General features: G+C 45.4%; 18 protein-coding genes. 10 read left to right on the forward strand and 8 right to left on the reverse strand.

Annotated features, from left to right (window positions below; all coding sequences use genetic code 11):
• Window positions 1-24: 24 nt before the first annotated feature.
• The 3 genes from HU147_RS02915 to HU147_RS02925 form a co-directional block, all read right to left on the reverse strand.
• Window positions 25-384, reverse strand: coding sequence for a YolD-like family protein (locus HU147_RS02915; RefSeq protein WP_224074810.1), 360 nt, complete (start codon window positions 382-384; stop codon window positions 25-27).
• 133 nt (window positions 385-517) lie between these two features.
• Window positions 518-1,801 (reverse strand): hemolysin family protein, encoded by a 1,284-nt coding sequence (locus HU147_RS02920; RefSeq protein WP_224074811.1) that lies wholly within the window; start codon window positions 1,799-1,801, stop codon window positions 518-520.
• 111 nt (window positions 1,802-1,912) lie between these two features.
• On the reverse strand, window positions 1,913-2,539 hold the full coding sequence (locus tag HU147_RS02925) for a YfbR-like 5'-deoxynucleotidase (RefSeq protein ID WP_224074812.1): 627 nt from the start codon (window positions 2,537-2,539) through the stop codon (window positions 1,913-1,915).
• A gap of 94 nt (window positions 2,540-2,633) precedes the next feature.
• Here HU147_RS02925 and HU147_RS02930 point away from each other — a divergent pair, with 94 nt between their 5' ends.
• Together HU147_RS02930 and HU147_RS02935 are read left to right on the forward strand one after the other, a co-directional pair.
• The gene (locus tag HU147_RS02930) at window positions 2,634-3,113 is read left to right on the forward strand and encodes a metal-dependent hydrolase (RefSeq protein WP_224074813.1); all 480 of its coding nucleotides are present in this window, start codon (window positions 2,634-2,636) and stop codon (window positions 3,111-3,113) included.
• 66 nt (window positions 3,114-3,179) lie between these two features.
• Entirely contained in the window at window positions 3,180-3,371 is a 192-nt protein-coding gene (locus tag HU147_RS02935) for a hypothetical protein (RefSeq protein WP_224074814.1), read from the forward strand.
• Here HU147_RS02935 and HU147_RS02940 read toward each other — a convergent pair.
• From HU147_RS02940 to HU147_RS02950, 3 genes are all read right to left on the reverse strand, one after another.
• Complete coding sequence (locus tag HU147_RS02940) at window positions 3,368-3,559, reverse strand: hypothetical protein (protein WP_224074815.1); 192 nt, start codon at window positions 3,557-3,559, stop codon at window positions 3,368-3,370. The genes HU147_RS02935 and HU147_RS02940 overlap by 4 nt on opposite strands.
• Before the next feature lie 204 nt (window positions 3,560-3,763).
• Window positions 3,764-4,963, reverse strand: a complete 1,200-nt coding sequence (locus tag HU147_RS02945; RefSeq protein ID WP_224074816.1) for an MFS transporter — start codon at window positions 4,961-4,963, stop codon at window positions 3,764-3,766.
• Between the two features lie 120 nt (window positions 4,964-5,083).
• Window positions 5,084-5,515 (reverse strand): hypothetical protein, encoded by a 432-nt coding sequence (locus HU147_RS02950; protein ID WP_224074817.1) that lies wholly within the window; start codon window positions 5,513-5,515, stop codon window positions 5,084-5,086.
• A 263-nt stretch (window positions 5,516-5,778) separates the two neighbouring features.
• Here HU147_RS02950 and HU147_RS02955 point away from each other — a divergent pair, with 263 nt between their 5' ends.
• The 3 genes from HU147_RS02955 (at window position 5,779) to HU147_RS02965 (ending at window position 8,120) form a co-directional block, all read left to right on the forward strand.
• Complete coding sequence (locus HU147_RS02955; RefSeq protein ID WP_224074818.1) at window positions 5,779-6,471, forward strand: aspartate/glutamate racemase family protein; 693 nt, start codon at window positions 5,779-5,781, stop codon at window positions 6,469-6,471.
• Between the two features lie 69 nt (window positions 6,472-6,540).
• Window positions 6,541-7,218: an SOS response-associated peptidase gene (locus tag HU147_RS02960; protein ID WP_224074874.1), complete on the forward strand. Its 678-nt coding sequence runs from the start codon at window positions 6,541-6,543 to the stop codon at window positions 7,216-7,218.
• Between the two features lie 53 nt (window positions 7,219-7,271).
• The gene (locus tag HU147_RS02965; protein ID WP_224074819.1) at window positions 7,272-8,120 is read left to right on the forward strand and encodes a patatin-like phospholipase family protein; all 849 of its coding nucleotides are present in this window, start codon (window positions 7,272-7,274) and stop codon (window positions 8,118-8,120) included.
• Between the two features lie 536 nt (window positions 8,121-8,656).
• Here the strand turns inward: HU147_RS02965 and HU147_RS02970 are convergent.
• Together HU147_RS02970 and HU147_RS02975 are read right to left on the reverse strand one after the other, a co-directional pair.
• A complete protein-coding gene (locus HU147_RS02970; protein ID WP_224074820.1) occupies window positions 8,657-9,700 on the reverse strand; it encodes a DUF4097 family beta strand repeat-containing protein in 1,044 nt (347 codons plus the stop codon).
• Window positions 9,693-10,016, reverse strand: a complete 324-nt coding sequence (locus HU147_RS02975; RefSeq protein WP_224074821.1) for a PadR family transcriptional regulator — start codon at window positions 10,014-10,016, stop codon at window positions 9,693-9,695. Before HU147_RS02975 ends, HU147_RS02970 begins: the two co-directional genes overlap by 8 nt.
• 158 nt (window positions 10,017-10,174) lie before the next feature.
• Between HU147_RS02975 and HU147_RS02980 the strand changes: the two genes are divergently transcribed.
• The 5 genes from HU147_RS02980 (at window position 10,175) to HU147_RS03000 (ending at window position 14,247) form a co-directional block, all read left to right on the forward strand.
• Entirely contained in the window at window positions 10,175-11,023 is an 849-nt protein-coding gene (locus tag HU147_RS02980) for a pirin family protein (protein ID WP_224074822.1), read from the forward strand.
• Window positions 11,024-11,106: 83 nt separating this feature from the next.
• Window positions 11,107-11,553: a GNAT family N-acetyltransferase gene (locus tag HU147_RS02985; RefSeq protein WP_224074823.1), complete on the forward strand. Its 447-nt coding sequence runs from the start codon at window positions 11,107-11,109 to the stop codon at window positions 11,551-11,553.
• A gap of 104 nt (window positions 11,554-11,657) precedes the next feature.
• A complete protein-coding gene (locus HU147_RS02990) occupies window positions 11,658-12,107 on the forward strand; it encodes an Lrp/AsnC family transcriptional regulator (protein ID WP_224074824.1) in 450 nt (149 codons plus the stop codon).
• A 297-nt stretch (window positions 12,108-12,404) separates the two neighbouring features.
• The gene (gene nikB, locus HU147_RS02995) at window positions 12,405-13,346 is read left to right on the forward strand and encodes a nickel ABC transporter permease (RefSeq protein WP_224074825.1); all 942 of its coding nucleotides are present in this window, start codon (window positions 12,405-12,407) and stop codon (window positions 13,344-13,346) included.
• A gap of 13 nt (window positions 13,347-13,359) precedes the next feature.
• The gene (locus tag HU147_RS03000; protein ID WP_224074826.1) at window positions 13,360-14,247 is read left to right on the forward strand and encodes an ABC transporter permease; all 888 of its coding nucleotides are present in this window, start codon (window positions 13,360-13,362) and stop codon (window positions 14,245-14,247) included.
• The last annotated feature ends 9 nt before the right edge of the window (window positions 14,248-14,256 follow it).

The following is a 14,256-nucleotide window of genomic DNA, read 5'->3' on the forward strand; positions in this document are numbered from 1 at the left end:
TGACATGCCGCTCCATTTGACTGCTTATTCCAATGTTTTTGCCCCTATAATTTCTTCAAATGAAAGCTTTTGCATATGAAGTCCGGTGTCGAGATGAAGCTTTTTCAGGCGCATATCAACAGCTGCAATCAACCCGGTGAACGTTTGGGGACCTTCCCGCCAGATGCGGATTTCAACGTCGCACTGCCGCTTGTAAGCGAGTTGGATTTCCTCGAAAATCGCTTCCAGATCAAACTCGTTCAATGCAGGGCGGCTGTTGTAACGGTCTTCCTCCTGCCATTCTTTCAGCATGTCCACATGCTCTGTCAGCATCATCGCGGTCCATTTGATGCGCCCGCGGTCCTTGATCTGGCCCTTTACCGACATATGTTTATTCAATTTCATGAATAGCCCTCCTTTTTCTCTTGTAGGAACATTTGTTCCTATTCTATAGAAAGGATCGGGCAGGGTCAATCGCTAATCAATGAACAACGATTGCATAACGAAAAAAGACTTTCCGCATAGGAAAGTCTTTTCATCAGTCTTTAAAAATATCAACAGCCACTTTTAGAATATGGTGGTTTTCCATATCGATAATCGACCAGCGATATCCTTCTTTTTCTACGATGTCGCCGGTTTCAGCCTCAATCAGCTGATGCTGGATCCAGCCGGCAATCGTATCGATATCGTTGCTGTCTTCAAACTCCATATTAAAGCGCTCTTCCAAATCCTTTAACAGGACACGGCCCGCTATCAAATAGCGGTTCTCGCTTTCTTTAATAATTTCAGCTTCTTCTTCATCGTCAAATTCATCGCGAATTTCGCCAACAATTTCTTCCAGGATGTCTTCCATCGTAATAATACCGGATGTGCCGCCATACTCATCGATAACTAAGGCGATGTGTGTCCGGTCTTTCTGCATTTTCATGAGAGCCGTCTGAAGCGGCGTCGTTTCATGGAAATAGGGAAGTTCATGGATAAAGTCAGCCATATTGACCTCGCCGTTCACTGCATAATGGGTCAAAATTTCTTTGGCATTGATAAACCCGATCAAATCGTCCTTGTCGCCGTCATTTGCTATCGGATAGCGCGTATAACGATGTTCGCGGAGCTCGGTCAGCAATTCCTCGCTGCTCAAATCCTGCGGGAATGCGATAATTTGCGTACGGGGCACCATCACATCTTTGGCGCTTCGCTCATCGAAAGCAAAAATATTTTGCATATAGGACAATTCGGTCTGATTGATTTCGCCGCTTTGAAAACTTTGAGCCATAATGATTTTCAGTTCTTCTTCCGAGTGGGCTTGCTCATCTTTGACTGGCTGTACGCCGAAAATCCGAAGAAATACACGTGCCGATCCATTCAGCAGGAAGATGAACGGAGCCATCAGTTTGCCGAACCAGTACAGTGGTGGAGCCAAAAGCAGTGTCATGCGCTCGGCGAACTGTAATGCGAGCGATTTTGGCGCCATTTCTCCGACTACTACGTGCAAAAAAGTCACAAGCGAGAATGCCAGCACAAACGAAATGATTAACGACACAGAGTCCGGAACGCCGAGAAGTTCAAACAAAGGATGCAGGAGGCGTTCGACTGTCGGTTCTCCGAGCCAACCAAGGCCAAGAGCGGTTACCGTGATGCCAAGCTGGCAAGCCGACAAATAATAATCGAGATCGCTGACTACTTTCTTTACAAGAACGGCTTTTTTATTTCCTTCTTCAATCAACTGCTCGATGCGCGAAATGCGGACTTTGACAACGGCAAATTCTGCGCCGACGAAAAAGGCGGTTAACGCGATTAATAAGACAAGTAAAGCTAAATTCACTAAAAGTATGGGGTCCAATAAATTCCCTTAAATAAGGGATTCACCTCCGGGTTATTTTATATACCTTTAAATTTACCATAAATTAAAGGGAAAACCTACAGGCAACTCTTGTCAGTCTTCAAGTACAGCGCGCGTAATTTCCTTGATATCAATGATGGTATCTTCATTGATGACGTCATCGAGCATCACTTCTCTGAAATAAGTGACGCTTGCTTTCAACGGAAGGGCAAGCAGTTTTTTCAGTGCAATCCGGTACATGGCGACAAATTCCTTGTCGGCGTTGCCGCGCTTCAATTCAGCGAAAGATTCATAGAACTGATCCAGTTTGTCTGCCATCTCCAGCAGCCGTCCTTCGATAGTGGCATCTTTGCCTTCTTTCATCCGGTCAAAAAAGACTTCCTGAAACTCTTCAGGAATTTCCCGGATGATGAATTTTTCCATCATGCCTTCTTCGACTTTGGCAATCATTTCTTTCAGTTCAGGCGAGGAGTGCTTGACCGGTGTTTTGATGTCTCCGATAAAAACTTCCGCAAAGTCATGGTTGATGGTCTTTTCATATAACGACTTCCAATCGATGGTTTCCCCGGCCCGTTCTTCAATCGTTGCAAAAAACAATGCGTATTGGCTGACTTTCCAAGAGTGGGCCGCCACATTGTGTTCTTCAAATTTAAATCTTCCAGGAGCACGGATAATCCGCTCCAAATCGTTCAGTGAAGTAAAAAATTTATGAATTCCCATTCCCTCGACTCCTTTAGTATAATTTCTCTACCAACACCATACCCCATTTTGCGTATAATAAAAAAGAGATCATTAAAAAAGGAGCACAATTCGCATGACAGGGAAAACACACATCACAGGCGGAATTGCAGCAAGTCTTGCTTTTGCCCAAATTACCAATTACGATCCCGTTATTTTGTTAAGTGCGGGAGTAGTCGGCGCCATCCTTCCGGACATTTGCCACGGCGGCAGCAAAATCGGGCGGGCGCTTCCGCTTCTATCGAAAATCATCAATACCTTGTTTGGCCACCGGACGTTCACGCACAGCTTGCTGTTCTTATTGCTCATTGGAGCATTATTGAATGCAACACCGCTCCATGAAGCAGCGGTTGCTGGCATATTGGTGGGGATGGCCAGCCATTTTCTTTTGGATATGGCGACAAAAAGAGGGATTAAATTATTGTTTCCGTTTAAACTCAACGTACGTTTTCCAATAACGACAACCACGGGAGGAACCGTGGAATACTTTGTATTCGCCGCACTCTCACTGCTTTCCGTTTATTTTGGCTATGAAGCTTTTGCTGTTTACTTTTAAAGAGTGGTTTTGTTAAAGGGATTCGGGGAATATCTTCCTTAAACACAGTAAAGGGAGGGAGATTTTGTGGGAAAAGACGATTTTTCAACTGAGAGACAGCCGGACACCCCTGCAGAAAGCCGCCGCCAGCGGGAAGAATTCGAAAGCATTGATCAGGAATCCGCTGAAGACGGAGCCGAGATGGAAAAAAGAGGCGCCCACAGCAACCTTGGAATTGGCGACGAACAAAACACGGTTGAAGAAAAAGAAGGAAATTAAAAAAGGAAAGGCACCTGTTCATTCAGGTGCCTTTCCTCAGGCTGTCGAGAAACATTCCATTCTTTTAAGCCATTTCGCTCCAAGTGGACGCTTTCCGCGGGCACGGCTTCAGCCGCTTCCTTCGCGCTGCTCAGTCCAGGGTCTTCAGCTCGTGCTGTTCCCGCTGGAGTCGCCACTTTCCGCTTCATTCGGCTCACTCTTTCAATAAAGATTGTTTTATTTGAAAGAGTGGATAAGTATATATGCTTTTTATTCACAGTTCACTGTCGATATGGAGCAAACCAGCGGAGACGCCCGCGGCAAGCGCAGCTGGTTTGCGGAATATCGGAGATATTCTAAGGGTAATTTTTTCTATATCTTTCTCAACAAGCTGAGGAAAGGCACCTGTTCATTCAGGTGCCTTTCCTTTTTTCTGCGTTTCTATAGAGACTGACAGCGGCTAAGTAAAGCAGCGGCAACAAAGCGGTAAAAAGAACCAAGCCGGTCCAGCCGCCATTCGTCCATAACGGGCTCAGCAGCGAACTTCCGGCAGCTACGCCGATATAATAAGAAACCAGGTAAAGACTTGAAGCACTTCCTTTATGATGGGAAGCTTGCTGTCCGACTGAAGCGGCAGTCAGTGAGTGGGCGGTGAAAAAGCCAAGGCAAGTGACACACAAGCCAACAACGACTAGCCAAGTGACAGGGCTCAAGGTCAACAAAATGCCCAGCGACAAAATGGCGACGCCGGCTCTGCGCACTTTCCGCAAGCCGAAGTTCTCAGCCGCCCGTCCAGCCAACGGAGAGCCGACAACCCCGATTCCATAAGCAAAGAAGAGATAGGAAATCGCCTGGAGGGACATGGAGAAAGGCGGGTTTTCCATATGGAACGGCAAATAAGTCCACATGCCGGTGAACGAAATTTGAAGAACGGCGCCTAACCCAAAAACCACCAGCAGGGAAGGGTTTTTTAAATGGAACCAAAAGCCTTCAATGTCTTTGGCAAACGTCAGATCGCCGGCCTCGAAATAGCGAGACTTTGGCAACAGAAAAAGCACAGCAGCAAACAAGACAAGTCCGGTAACGCCAAAAATGACAAATGTGGTTTGCCAGGAAAACAGATCAGTCAAAGAGCCGGAAAGCACCCGGCCGATCATGCCGCCAAGGGCATTGCTTGAGATATATAAGGCCGTGGCATAACCAATATTCTTAGGGGCAATTTCTTCGCTTATATAGGCAAGTGCCGCAGCAGGAACACCTGCAAGCGCGAAACCTTGGATAAAACGAAGAATTAGAAACCAGGTGTAGGATTCGACCATGGGAAGAAGGAAAAAGGGGAGTGCCGAACCCAGCAAAGAATAGATGATATAAACTCTTCTGCCATTGCGGTCCGAGAAAAATCCAAGTACAATCAGCCCAATGATGAGCCCGATGATGGTCAGCGACATAGCGAGGCTGGAGGCAGAGACCGATACCTGGAATTCATCCACAAACAATGGCAACAGCGGCTGGACTACGTACAAATTGGCAAAAATGAAAAGAGAAGCCAACAGCAAACTGAACATGATTTTCCAGAACTCGCGATGTTCCGTCGTGTACTTTTCTGTATGCATTAGGCCACCTCCTTTTCATAGATACCCTTATATTACCACTAAAAAGGAAAGGCAGAAATTCTGAGGAGGTTAATTTCCGAACAAAAAAAACCCCGCAATAGCAATCATTGCGGGAGTCGGTTATATTTTTTTGAAGAAAGAGATGATTTGTTTTTTTGAAGGTTCTTGAAGCCGGTAGCGCAATTCTTTGTTTTGCGTATTTACGAGGTGGTATGCCGGATTCTCGGCAACCGTAAACTTCCAATGCGGCTTCATGTTTTTCTTTTGGATCTGCAGTTCAGGGGGCATCATCTTTTTTGTGAAACTTTCCAGTTTAGCCATTAAAAAGGTATCCATATACCTTACGATCAAAAAGCCTTGCTGACGCTCAGGATCAAACTTCGCCAAAGTGAATTCGCTGATATCGAATCCTTTTTCGTACCGCTGTACCGATGGGGACAGCACAAAACAATCTTCATTCGTAAAAACTGCAGAATTGCCTTGTTGTTTCAGCCCTAATTCTTCGACCAGAAAATCCTTGTTAACCAGACTCATTTCTCGCGCAGTAGCCATGTAATTCCTCCTAATGAAACATATTATACTTCTATTATAGCACTCTTCCGCCAATAAAGGGGCGTTGGAACGTTCTCGGTCTTTATACATGTACAAGGATGTAAGATTTTTGAAAATAACCATATAAATGGATGAAAGAAAAGACAAGGTAATTGAAGCAATGAAAGCAATTCAGAACAAGGATATACATAAAAATTATCGAATAGAAACAGTACAGGAAGTGCATACGAAATACAGCTGCGAACCGTAAGGAGGAAAAAGTTGTGAAAACGATTGGGATGATTGGCGGCATGAGCTGGGAATCTTCTGCTGAATACTACCGGCTGGTCAATGAAGAAGTGAAAAATCGTTTGGGCAGGCTGCATTCTTCAAAATCCATTCTCTTCAGCGTGGATTTTGAAGAAATTGAACAGCTGCAGGCCAGTGGCGACTGGCACCAGGCTGGAAAACTGCTGGGGCAAGCGGCCAAAAGCCTTGAAATGGCAGGAGCGGATTTTATCATTCTTTGCACCAATACGATGCATAAAGTGATACAGGATGTGGAAGAAAATATCTCCATCCCGCTAGTGCATATTGGAGATGCTACTGCCGCTGCAATCAAGGAAAAGCAGATTCAAAAAATAGGATTGCTCGGTACCCGCTACACGATGGAAATGGACTTTTACAAATCCCGATTGGCTGCGGGCGGTTTGGAAGTGCTAATTCCGGGTGAACAGGAAAGGACGGAAATCAACCGGATTATTTTCGAAGAATTGTGTATGGGCACTGTGAGTGAAACATCACGGACTTTTTTTCTGGATGTCATTCAAAGCATGGTGGCCGAAGGAGCAGAAGGGATTATTCTTGGGTGTACCGAAATTGGATTATTGGTTCAGGAAGGGCATACAGATATTCCGTTGTTTGATACAACGAGAATCCACGTTAAAGTGGCAGTAGATTATGCTTTGAGTAATTAAATGCTATATAGAGGAAAATTCTGATATATTTAAATGGATAAGAAACCATGTGCAGAAAGGGTGGTTTTCATGTGTGGAAGGTACTCATTGTATGCAGATTACCGGGCGATACTGGAGCGTTTTGATATTGATGAAGTAAGCTTTGAGGAAGAAGAATACGCGCAAAGCTTCAATGTCGCACCTTCTCAGCAAGTAGTCGCGGTCGTGAATGACGGCAAGAAAAACCGTTTGGGATTTTTGAAATGGGGACTGGTGCCGCCTTGGGCCAAGGATGAAAAAATCGGTTATAAAATGATCAATGCGAGGTCGGAAACCGCGGCGGAAAAGCCGAGCTTCCGAAATGCCTTCAAGAAAAAGCGCTGCCTGGTGGTAGCTGATTCCTTTTATGAATGGAAGCGGACGGATGACGGAAAAACGCCGATGCGCATCAAATTGAAATCAGGTGAACCGTTCGCCTTTGCAGCTTTATGGGAGTCATGGAAGTCGCCGGAAGGCAAGACCGTTAACACTTGCTCGATTTTAACGACGAAAGCGAATGAATTGATGGACACCATCCATGACCGTATGCCCGTAATTTTAACGAAAGAAGCGGAGAAAATCTGGCTCGATCCGAACGTGCAGGATGCAGAAGAACTGGGCAGACTGCTTCAGCCTTTTGATTCTAATGAGCTTGAAGCGTATGAAGTGTCCGATGCTGTCAACTCGCCAAAAAATAATGGTCCTGAACTCATTAAAAAAGTAGGGTGACCAAGAGCTGGTGGAATTGATCCGTCCAGCTTGTAGTGACGGGGGGAGTGGCGATGAAAAGCGGGCTAATATTAGAAGGTGGAGGGATGCGCGGTGTTTATACCGGAGGCGTCCTGGAAAAGTTTCTGGAAGAAGAGATTTTTGTAGATTATATTATCGGAGTCTCGGCCGGGGCCTGCAATGCGTCTTCTTATGTCTCGCGCCAGACAGGCCGCAACCACAAAGTGACCATCGGTTCTGTGCACCATCCGGATTATATATCCGTCAAGAACCTGCTGCTGAGAAGAGAACTGTTTGGGATGAATTTGATTTTCGATGAAATCCCGAATCGGCTCGTGCCTTTTGACTACGACAGTTTTCACGACGCAACGGAAGAGTTTGTCATTGGAACTACAGATTGCGTGACCGGAGAGGCTGTCTATTTTGAAAAAAGGGACCATGCCAAGGATGTGCTGGCGATTGTGCGGGCATCCAGTTCTTTGCCTTTTATGGCGAAGCCGGTAGAATTCGAAGGCCGCTTGCTGATGGATGGAGGCGTAGCTGACCCGATTCCGATCCGAAAGGCCATGGCAGACGGAGTCACAAAACCCATCATTGTGCTGACAAAAGAAAAAGGATACCGAAAAAAGAAAAATTCCTTTGCCCGGCTGATGCCGGCGCTTTACCGTCAATTCCCCGGCATTGTCAAAAGTATGGAAAGCTGGTATTTGCGCTATAACGAAACAATGGAATTCATCGAAGAACTGGAAGCGGACGGGAAAGCCCTCGTGATCCAGCCTTCCAAAGTCTATAAGATCAACGGCATGGAGCGGGATATTGAAAAGTTGACGGAGCTGTATGACCAAGGCTACCGGGATGCGGAAGAACGTATAGAAGAAATCATGAAATTCATCTCACTTTAGTAGTCATAAGAAAAACCGCTGAAGCCAGCGGTTTTTTCAGCTTGTTGAGAAAGCTATAGAAAAAAATTTCTTTAGAATATCTACGATATTCCGCAAAACAGCTGCGCTAAAAACATATGCTCCTGCATCGCTGCGCTAGCTTCGTCGCAAAGACTTGGGCTCGCAGGCTTCGCCCAATGTCTTTCCTGCGGGCTTGCGCCGAACTAACTCGGCCTAGCAGCCGAGTGGATTTCGGCACTGCGCTGTCCCGCGGGAGTCTCCGCTGTTTTGCTTCATATCAAGAGAGGGTAGGAAACTACAGATTGCTTGATTTTCCCGCTTCTTTACACGTGACATCTTGTAAAGAAGCGGGAAAATAGAATGAAGCGGAAGGCGACGACTTCTGCGGGACAGCGAAGCAGTCGAGACCCTGGAGTCGCAAAGCGACGAAGCGGCTCGGCGCGAGCCCGCGAAAAGCGTCCGCCTGAAGCGGAATGGTTCAGACTGTCAGGGTTTCTCGACAGCCTGAAAAAAACCGCTGAAGCCAGCAGTTTTTTTTATAGCCGTTTTACCGTTAAACTGCCATTGTCCGATTGCAGGACTACGGAATGGAGCCCGTCGCCGAATACGGCGGTGTTGCTTTTAGAACCGAAAATGGAAGCTTTTCCGTTATCTTTATGGGCACGAATGGAAACGTTGACCGGGTCTTTCAAAGTTTCGAGTGTGATGCTGCCGTTGTCGGATTTCAAGTCGATGTTCCGTTCAAGATCGGGTGTCTGCAAATGGATTTTTCCATTGTCCGATTCCGCCTCTATATCTCCAGCGGCATTTTCCATGACAATACTGCCGTTATCCGATTTTAGTTTCATGGTTTTCGCCTCTGCACCTTTTAAGACAATTTTGCCGTTGTCGCTTTTTGTTGAAAGGGCATCGGCTTGAATTTCTCTTAACTTAACGGAACCGTTGTCCGATTTAACGATGAGAGTTGAGGCTGCGATGCTTTCTAATTTGATGCTACCGTTGTCTGACTTGGCATCAAAAATGGTGCTTTTCAATTGTTCAGCCTTAATCTGCCCGTTGTCCGACAGGATTTTGATGGACTCATACATTTTTGGCGGCAATTGCACAGTGACGACAGGGGATTTGGTGCTGATCGTGAAACTGAAAATCCCCCATTTCTTTACTTCGTCTTTCAGCGTAATGACCAGTTTGCGGTCAATAATTTCTGTAAGGAACAGCTGGTTATAACTTTTGTTTTCGATGTCGACATGCACTTCGCCATCAGTTGAAGGCCCGATTTCCAAAGACCCGTTGTCCAGTTGAATATCGACATGGTCAAATCCGTCGTGGTCAAATTCGCTCTTTGCTAAATTTACTGGCTTTGCCGGCATTTGGGCTTGGCTGAAATCAAACGATCCGATCAATTCATCCGCAATTTTAGAAGGGGATCCGAGTTCAGCTGCAATGTCCTGTTCGCTCTTGCCGTCGTCTCGCCCGTTAGAGAAATATTCCTGGATATCCTGAAGGATGTCCTTGCGTTCTTCTTCAGGAAGACGAGTTAACGCCTGTTCAAGTTCTTGGATAAACTGTTTTTCAGTCATTGTGCACACCCTCTTCGATTAGTTGGTTAACCCCATTTGTGAAACTTTTCCACTCAGCCAATTGCTCGTGCAAATACTCTCTTCCGCTTTCAGTCAACGTGTAATATTTGCGGGGAGGACCTTCGCTGGATTCCTGCAAGTAGGTGCTGAAATAGCCTTCCTTTGTCAGCCGCCGCAACAACGGATAAACCGAGCCTTCGGATATGGCGATGCGGTCAGAGATTTTTTGTACCAATTCGTAGCCATAGCGGTCCTGTTTTTCTAGAAGAACAAGAACACAAAGATTAAGAACTCCTTTTTTAAACTGGACATTCATCAGAAACTCACCTCTTTCTTCACTACTACTCATAAAACAGTACTGCTTAATAAGTACTATATCATCCACTACTGTTCATAGCAAGGTATTAAAGAATTGACTTTATAAATTCAATGGCATACGTTGAGTTTAAGAGATGAAAAGGAGTTGGAAGAAACATGGTGAAAGTGAAGCAGATCGAAGCGGTTCTCGCCGGTTCGGAACCGTTTACGGTGATTGATATGGAAGTGAAGAACTATTTGCCGATGTTTTCGGATTACCAGCGGATGAGCCCGTTCTTTATGCTTGACCATGAATCTCCGCAAACATTCCCGGCGATTTCAGGAGCAGGAAGAGTCGATGGACTGCATCCGCATCGGGGATTGGAAACGGTCACGATTGTGTACGAAGGTGCCATTACCCATTACGACACCCAAGGGAATGGCGGGACAATACAGCAAGGTGAAGCGCAATGGATGACGGCTGGCGCCGGAATTCAGCACACCGAATTCCCTGAGCTTCCGGAAGGCGGCGTTTCCGAAATGATTCAATTATGGGTGCTGCTTCCGCAGTCACAGAAAATGTCGCCGGCGAAGTATCAGTCCCTGACTCAGGACAAAATCCGTACAGTTCCGGTTCACGGTGGAGACGTCCGCGTTATAGCGGGTGAGTATGCAGGGACTGCAGGTCCAGCTGTGTCATTTTCGCCGCTCCATCTTTTCGATGTCCGCTTGCAAAAAGACGGGCAAGCGGAATTCGGGTTTCCGGCTCATTTCAACACCGGGGCGTTTGTCGTAAAAGGCGAAGTGAGCGTCAACGGAGAAACCGCGGTAAGCTCAGGGAATTTCATTCTTTTCGAAAACAGCGGCGAGGATTTTACCGTAAAAGCTTTAAAACAGGAAACGGTATTGCTTGTCCTGAGCGGAGAGCCGCTTGGTGAACCGATTGCCCACCGGGGACCTTTTGTGATGAATACAAAAGAGGAATTGGATCAGGCATTCCAGGATTACTGGGATGGAAAGTTTTAGTATAAACTTCCATAAGTTTTCATTTATAATAAAAGAACCACTTAAATAAAAGGAGTAGCTAACATGAGTAGGGGCGGATTCACATGATTATCAAGCTGGACCATTGGCAAAAAGAAACGGCTGAAGCAATTCAGAGGATTCAAAAGCCGGCATATGAAGTGGAAGCAAAATTAATTGGATTCGATGGAATTCCTCAAATCGAGGAACCGGTTGAAGAAATCCAGAAGAGCGATGAGGTTTTCATGGGCATTGTGGAAGAACGGCTGAAAGGATTCATTTCTTTTAAAGAAATAGGAAAGACCATTGATATCCACCGGCTCGTAGTTGACCCAGCAGCCTTTCGCCAAGGCCTCGGGAAGAGATTGCTCGTGCATTTGATAGAGCAATATGGCAATCATGATTTTGTGGTCAGCACCGGCACGGCTAATCAGCCGGCAGTGAATTTATATGAATCAATGGGCTTTACCGAACAAAAGCGTTTTGAAGTAGCACCCGGAATCATGTGCAGTAAATTTTTTAAAAGAAAGTAAAAAGTACTATTTAATTTCGAAAAGAAAGTAAATATAATGGTGGTATTACAAAACGGAAGCAAATGGTGCATTAAAATGTTTTATTATAGTTCGGAGGCGGATTTATGAAGATAGATGAAACGGATAGAAAGATTTTGGAGTTGCTGACAGCGAATGGGCGTTGTTCGTATGTTGATATCGGCAAGGAGCTGAATCTGTCCCGTGTGGCAGTTCGTGAACGTGTTCATCAATTAACGGAAGCGGGCATCATCGAGAAATTTACAGTAGTGATCAACAGCGAAAAAGTCGGAAAACAAGTATCAGGATTTTTCGAAGTGGATTGTGAACCTTCCTCTCTTGTTGCAGTAGCTCAAGCTCTTGCAGATAATCCGAATGTAGCTAGCTGCTATCAAATGACAGGACCTTCCACTTTGCACATGCATGTCTTAGTAGACGATTTTATGGGCTTGGAAAAATTCATAAACGAAGAATTATACGCTCTTGATGGCATTACCCGCGTAGAAAGCCATATTCTGCTTCGGCGATTCAAAAGCAGAAACGGTTTAAAACTATAAAAGTCTGCAGCAATGAAAATTTGCTGCAGGCTTTTTCTTATTGGTTGAATTTTGGAAGTTCATAAATTTTATTTGGATGAACAATAAGTATTAAAAAAAGGATTATCGACGACAAAAAGAAAGTGGAAATAATTATTAATAGGAACTTTGTTAACTTCAAATGAGTAAAAAGTACTTTTTTGAAAATTCTTATAGATTTTTATATTGTATTAACATATAATCAAAATTATCAAACAACTAACATTTGTTAAGTGTATTTTATTTTATGCTTAACAAATGTTAACAGGAGGTGTAAAGATGGTTGCTTTAATTATTCGTCGTGCCTTTCAATTAGTGTTTTTGCTTCTCGGAATTTCCTTCCTTGTGTTTTCTTCCATGTATATTGCTCCGGGAGACCCGGCTTCGATTATTGGAGGACCGACGGCAACCGCATCGGATATTGAGGCAATTGAAGCCAATCTGGGATTGGACAAACCCTTCTTAGTCCAATATGCCAATTATCTGGGCAACGCAGTCCAAGGGGATTTCGGCTACTCTTATCAAACGTCCCAGCCGGTGGGAGACGCCATTGCGGTACGCTTCCCCAACACGTTGAAACTGGCCATTGCCAGCATGATTGTAGCGGTCATTATTGGAATCATTACAGGCCTTGTATCGGCACTTAAACAAAATTCGTTGCTCGATGTATCGGCTACAACGTTTGCACTTGCTGGAATTTCTATCCCGAACTTCTGGTTGGGAGCCTTGCTGATTCTCGTTTTTGCGGTAAATCTTCAGTGGCTGCCAGTGGGAGGGATGTCAAATCCGTTTTATACGGTGGCCGGCATCAAGGAATTGATATTGCCGGCAATTACGCTTGGGACAGGTTCTGCAGCCATGATTGCCCGTATGACCCGCTCTTCGATGCTTGAAGTAATCCGGGCAGATTATGTGCGGACAGCGCGGGCCAAAGGCGTTAAAGAAAAAAATGTCATTTGGATTCATACACTGAAAAATGCCATGATCCCGATCATTACGGTGATTGGTTTGAATTTCGGCTTTCTGCTTGGCGGAACCATCATTACCGAGAAAGTTTTTGCTATCAACGGAGTAGGGCGATTGATGATCGATGCCATCGCCGCAAGGGACTTTCCGATGGTCCAAGGGTCGGTGCTGCTGGTTGCCACCTTATTTGTTCTCGTCAATCTGATTGTTGATATCATTTATACCTATATTGATCCGCGCATCAAATACGACTAAGGGGGGGAATGCTATGACAACGGCTGAAGCGGTAAATGCAAAACCGAAGAAAAAGGAAAAAGCCTGGCAAATCACATTAAGGCGCTTGTTCAGAAACAAAATGGCCATAGTCGGCTTGATCATTGTACTTCTCCAAATCCTGTTGGCCGTTTTCGCGCCGGTCATTACAGTGCATGATCCCATCCGGCAGAATCTCGGCAGCAGTGAACTGCCGATGTTCAGTGAAGGGCATTGGCTTGGAACAGACAATTATGGCCGCGATGTTTGGAGCCGCATTGTCTATGGTGCAAGGATTTCATTGGTGGTAGGTGCAGTGGCCGTTTCACTTGGATTATTGGGTGGAGTGATACTCGGCATGCTAGCCGGCTACTACCGCAAACTGGATGCCATTATCATGCGTTTTGTTGATTTATTGTTTTCATTTCCCGGCATTTTGCTGGCAATGCTCATTATTGCAATTTTAGGTACTAGCCTGGTAAACGTAGCTATTGCAATCAGCATCTGGTCGATTCCGACATGTGCACGAATTGTGCGAGGATCGGTGCTTTCGGTCAAAGAAAAAGAATACATTATGGCGATGCGTTCAATGGGAGCTTCCAATTTGCGGATTATGGTCAAACATATTCTGCCAAACGTAACAGCACCGATTATTGTTTTTGCCACTATGCGGATGGCAACAGCCATTCTTTCCACCGCCTCATTAAGTTATTTGGGGCTCGGCGCACAGCCTCCTACACCGGAATGGGGCGCCATGATTTCCCAGGGACAGGATTTTATGTGGACTTCTCCGCATTTGACGATTGTTCCCGGTATTGCAATTATGCTGACGGTCTTTGCTTTTAATGTACTTGGTGACGGTTTGCGGGATGCGCTTGATCCGAATATGGATGTTGAACAATAAAACATTGGG

The sequence above is a fragment of the Planococcus chinensis genome, assembly GCF_020071995.1.
GTDB classification, from domain to species: Bacteria; Bacillota; Bacilli; order Bacillales_A; family Planococcaceae; genus Planococcus; species Planococcus chinensis_A.

Excerpts from the sequence above, each read along its gene's own strand:
- nikB (WP_224074825.1), top strand. The coding sequence starts at position 12,405 with ATGGTTGCTTTAATTATTCGTCGTGCCTTTCAATTAGTGTTTTTGCTT.
- HU147_RS02980 (WP_224074822.1), top strand. The coding sequence starts at position 10,175 with ATGGTGAAAGTGAAGCAGATCGAAGCGGTTCTCGCCGGTTCGGAACCG.
- HU147_RS03000 (WP_224074826.1), top strand. The coding sequence starts at position 13,360 with ATGACAACGGCTGAAGCGGTAAATGCAAAACCGAAGAAAAAGGAAAAA.
- HU147_RS02950 (WP_224074817.1), bottom strand. The coding sequence starts at position 5,515 with ATGGCTACTGCGCGAGAAATGAGTCTGGTTAACAAGGATTTTCTGGTC.
- HU147_RS02940 (WP_224074815.1), bottom strand. The coding sequence starts at position 3,559 with ATGAAGCGGAAAGTGGCGACTCCAGCGGGAACAGCACGAGCTGAAGAC.
- HU147_RS02945 (WP_224074816.1), bottom strand. The coding sequence starts at position 4,963 with ATGCATACAGAAAAGTACACGACGGAACATCGCGAGTTCTGGAAAATC.
- HU147_RS02925 (WP_224074812.1), bottom strand. The coding sequence starts at position 2,539 with ATGGGAATTCATAAATTTTTTACTTCACTGAACGATTTGGAGCGGATT.
- HU147_RS02970 (WP_224074820.1), bottom strand. The coding sequence starts at position 9,700 with ATGACTGAAAAACAGTTTATCCAAGAACTTGAACAGGCGTTAACTCGT.
- HU147_RS02965 (WP_224074819.1), top strand. The coding sequence starts at position 7,272 with ATGAAAAGCGGGCTAATATTAGAAGGTGGAGGGATGCGCGGTGTTTAT.
- HU147_RS02915 (WP_224074810.1), bottom strand. The coding sequence starts at position 384 with ATGAAATTGAATAAACATATGTCGGTAAAGGGCCAGATCAAGGACCGC.
- HU147_RS02985 (WP_224074823.1), top strand. The coding sequence starts at position 11,107 with ATGATTATCAAGCTGGACCATTGGCAAAAAGAAACGGCTGAAGCAATT.
- HU147_RS02975 (WP_224074821.1), bottom strand. The coding sequence starts at position 10,016 with ATGAATGTCCAGTTTAAAAAAGGAGTTCTTAATCTTTGTGTTCTTGTT.
- HU147_RS02930 (WP_224074813.1), top strand. The coding sequence starts at position 2,634 with ATGACAGGGAAAACACACATCACAGGCGGAATTGCAGCAAGTCTTGCT.
- HU147_RS02960 (WP_224074874.1), top strand. The coding sequence starts at position 6,541 with ATGTGTGGAAGGTACTCATTGTATGCAGATTACCGGGCGATACTGGAG.
- HU147_RS02990 (WP_224074824.1), top strand. The coding sequence starts at position 11,658 with ATGAAGATAGATGAAACGGATAGAAAGATTTTGGAGTTGCTGACAGCG.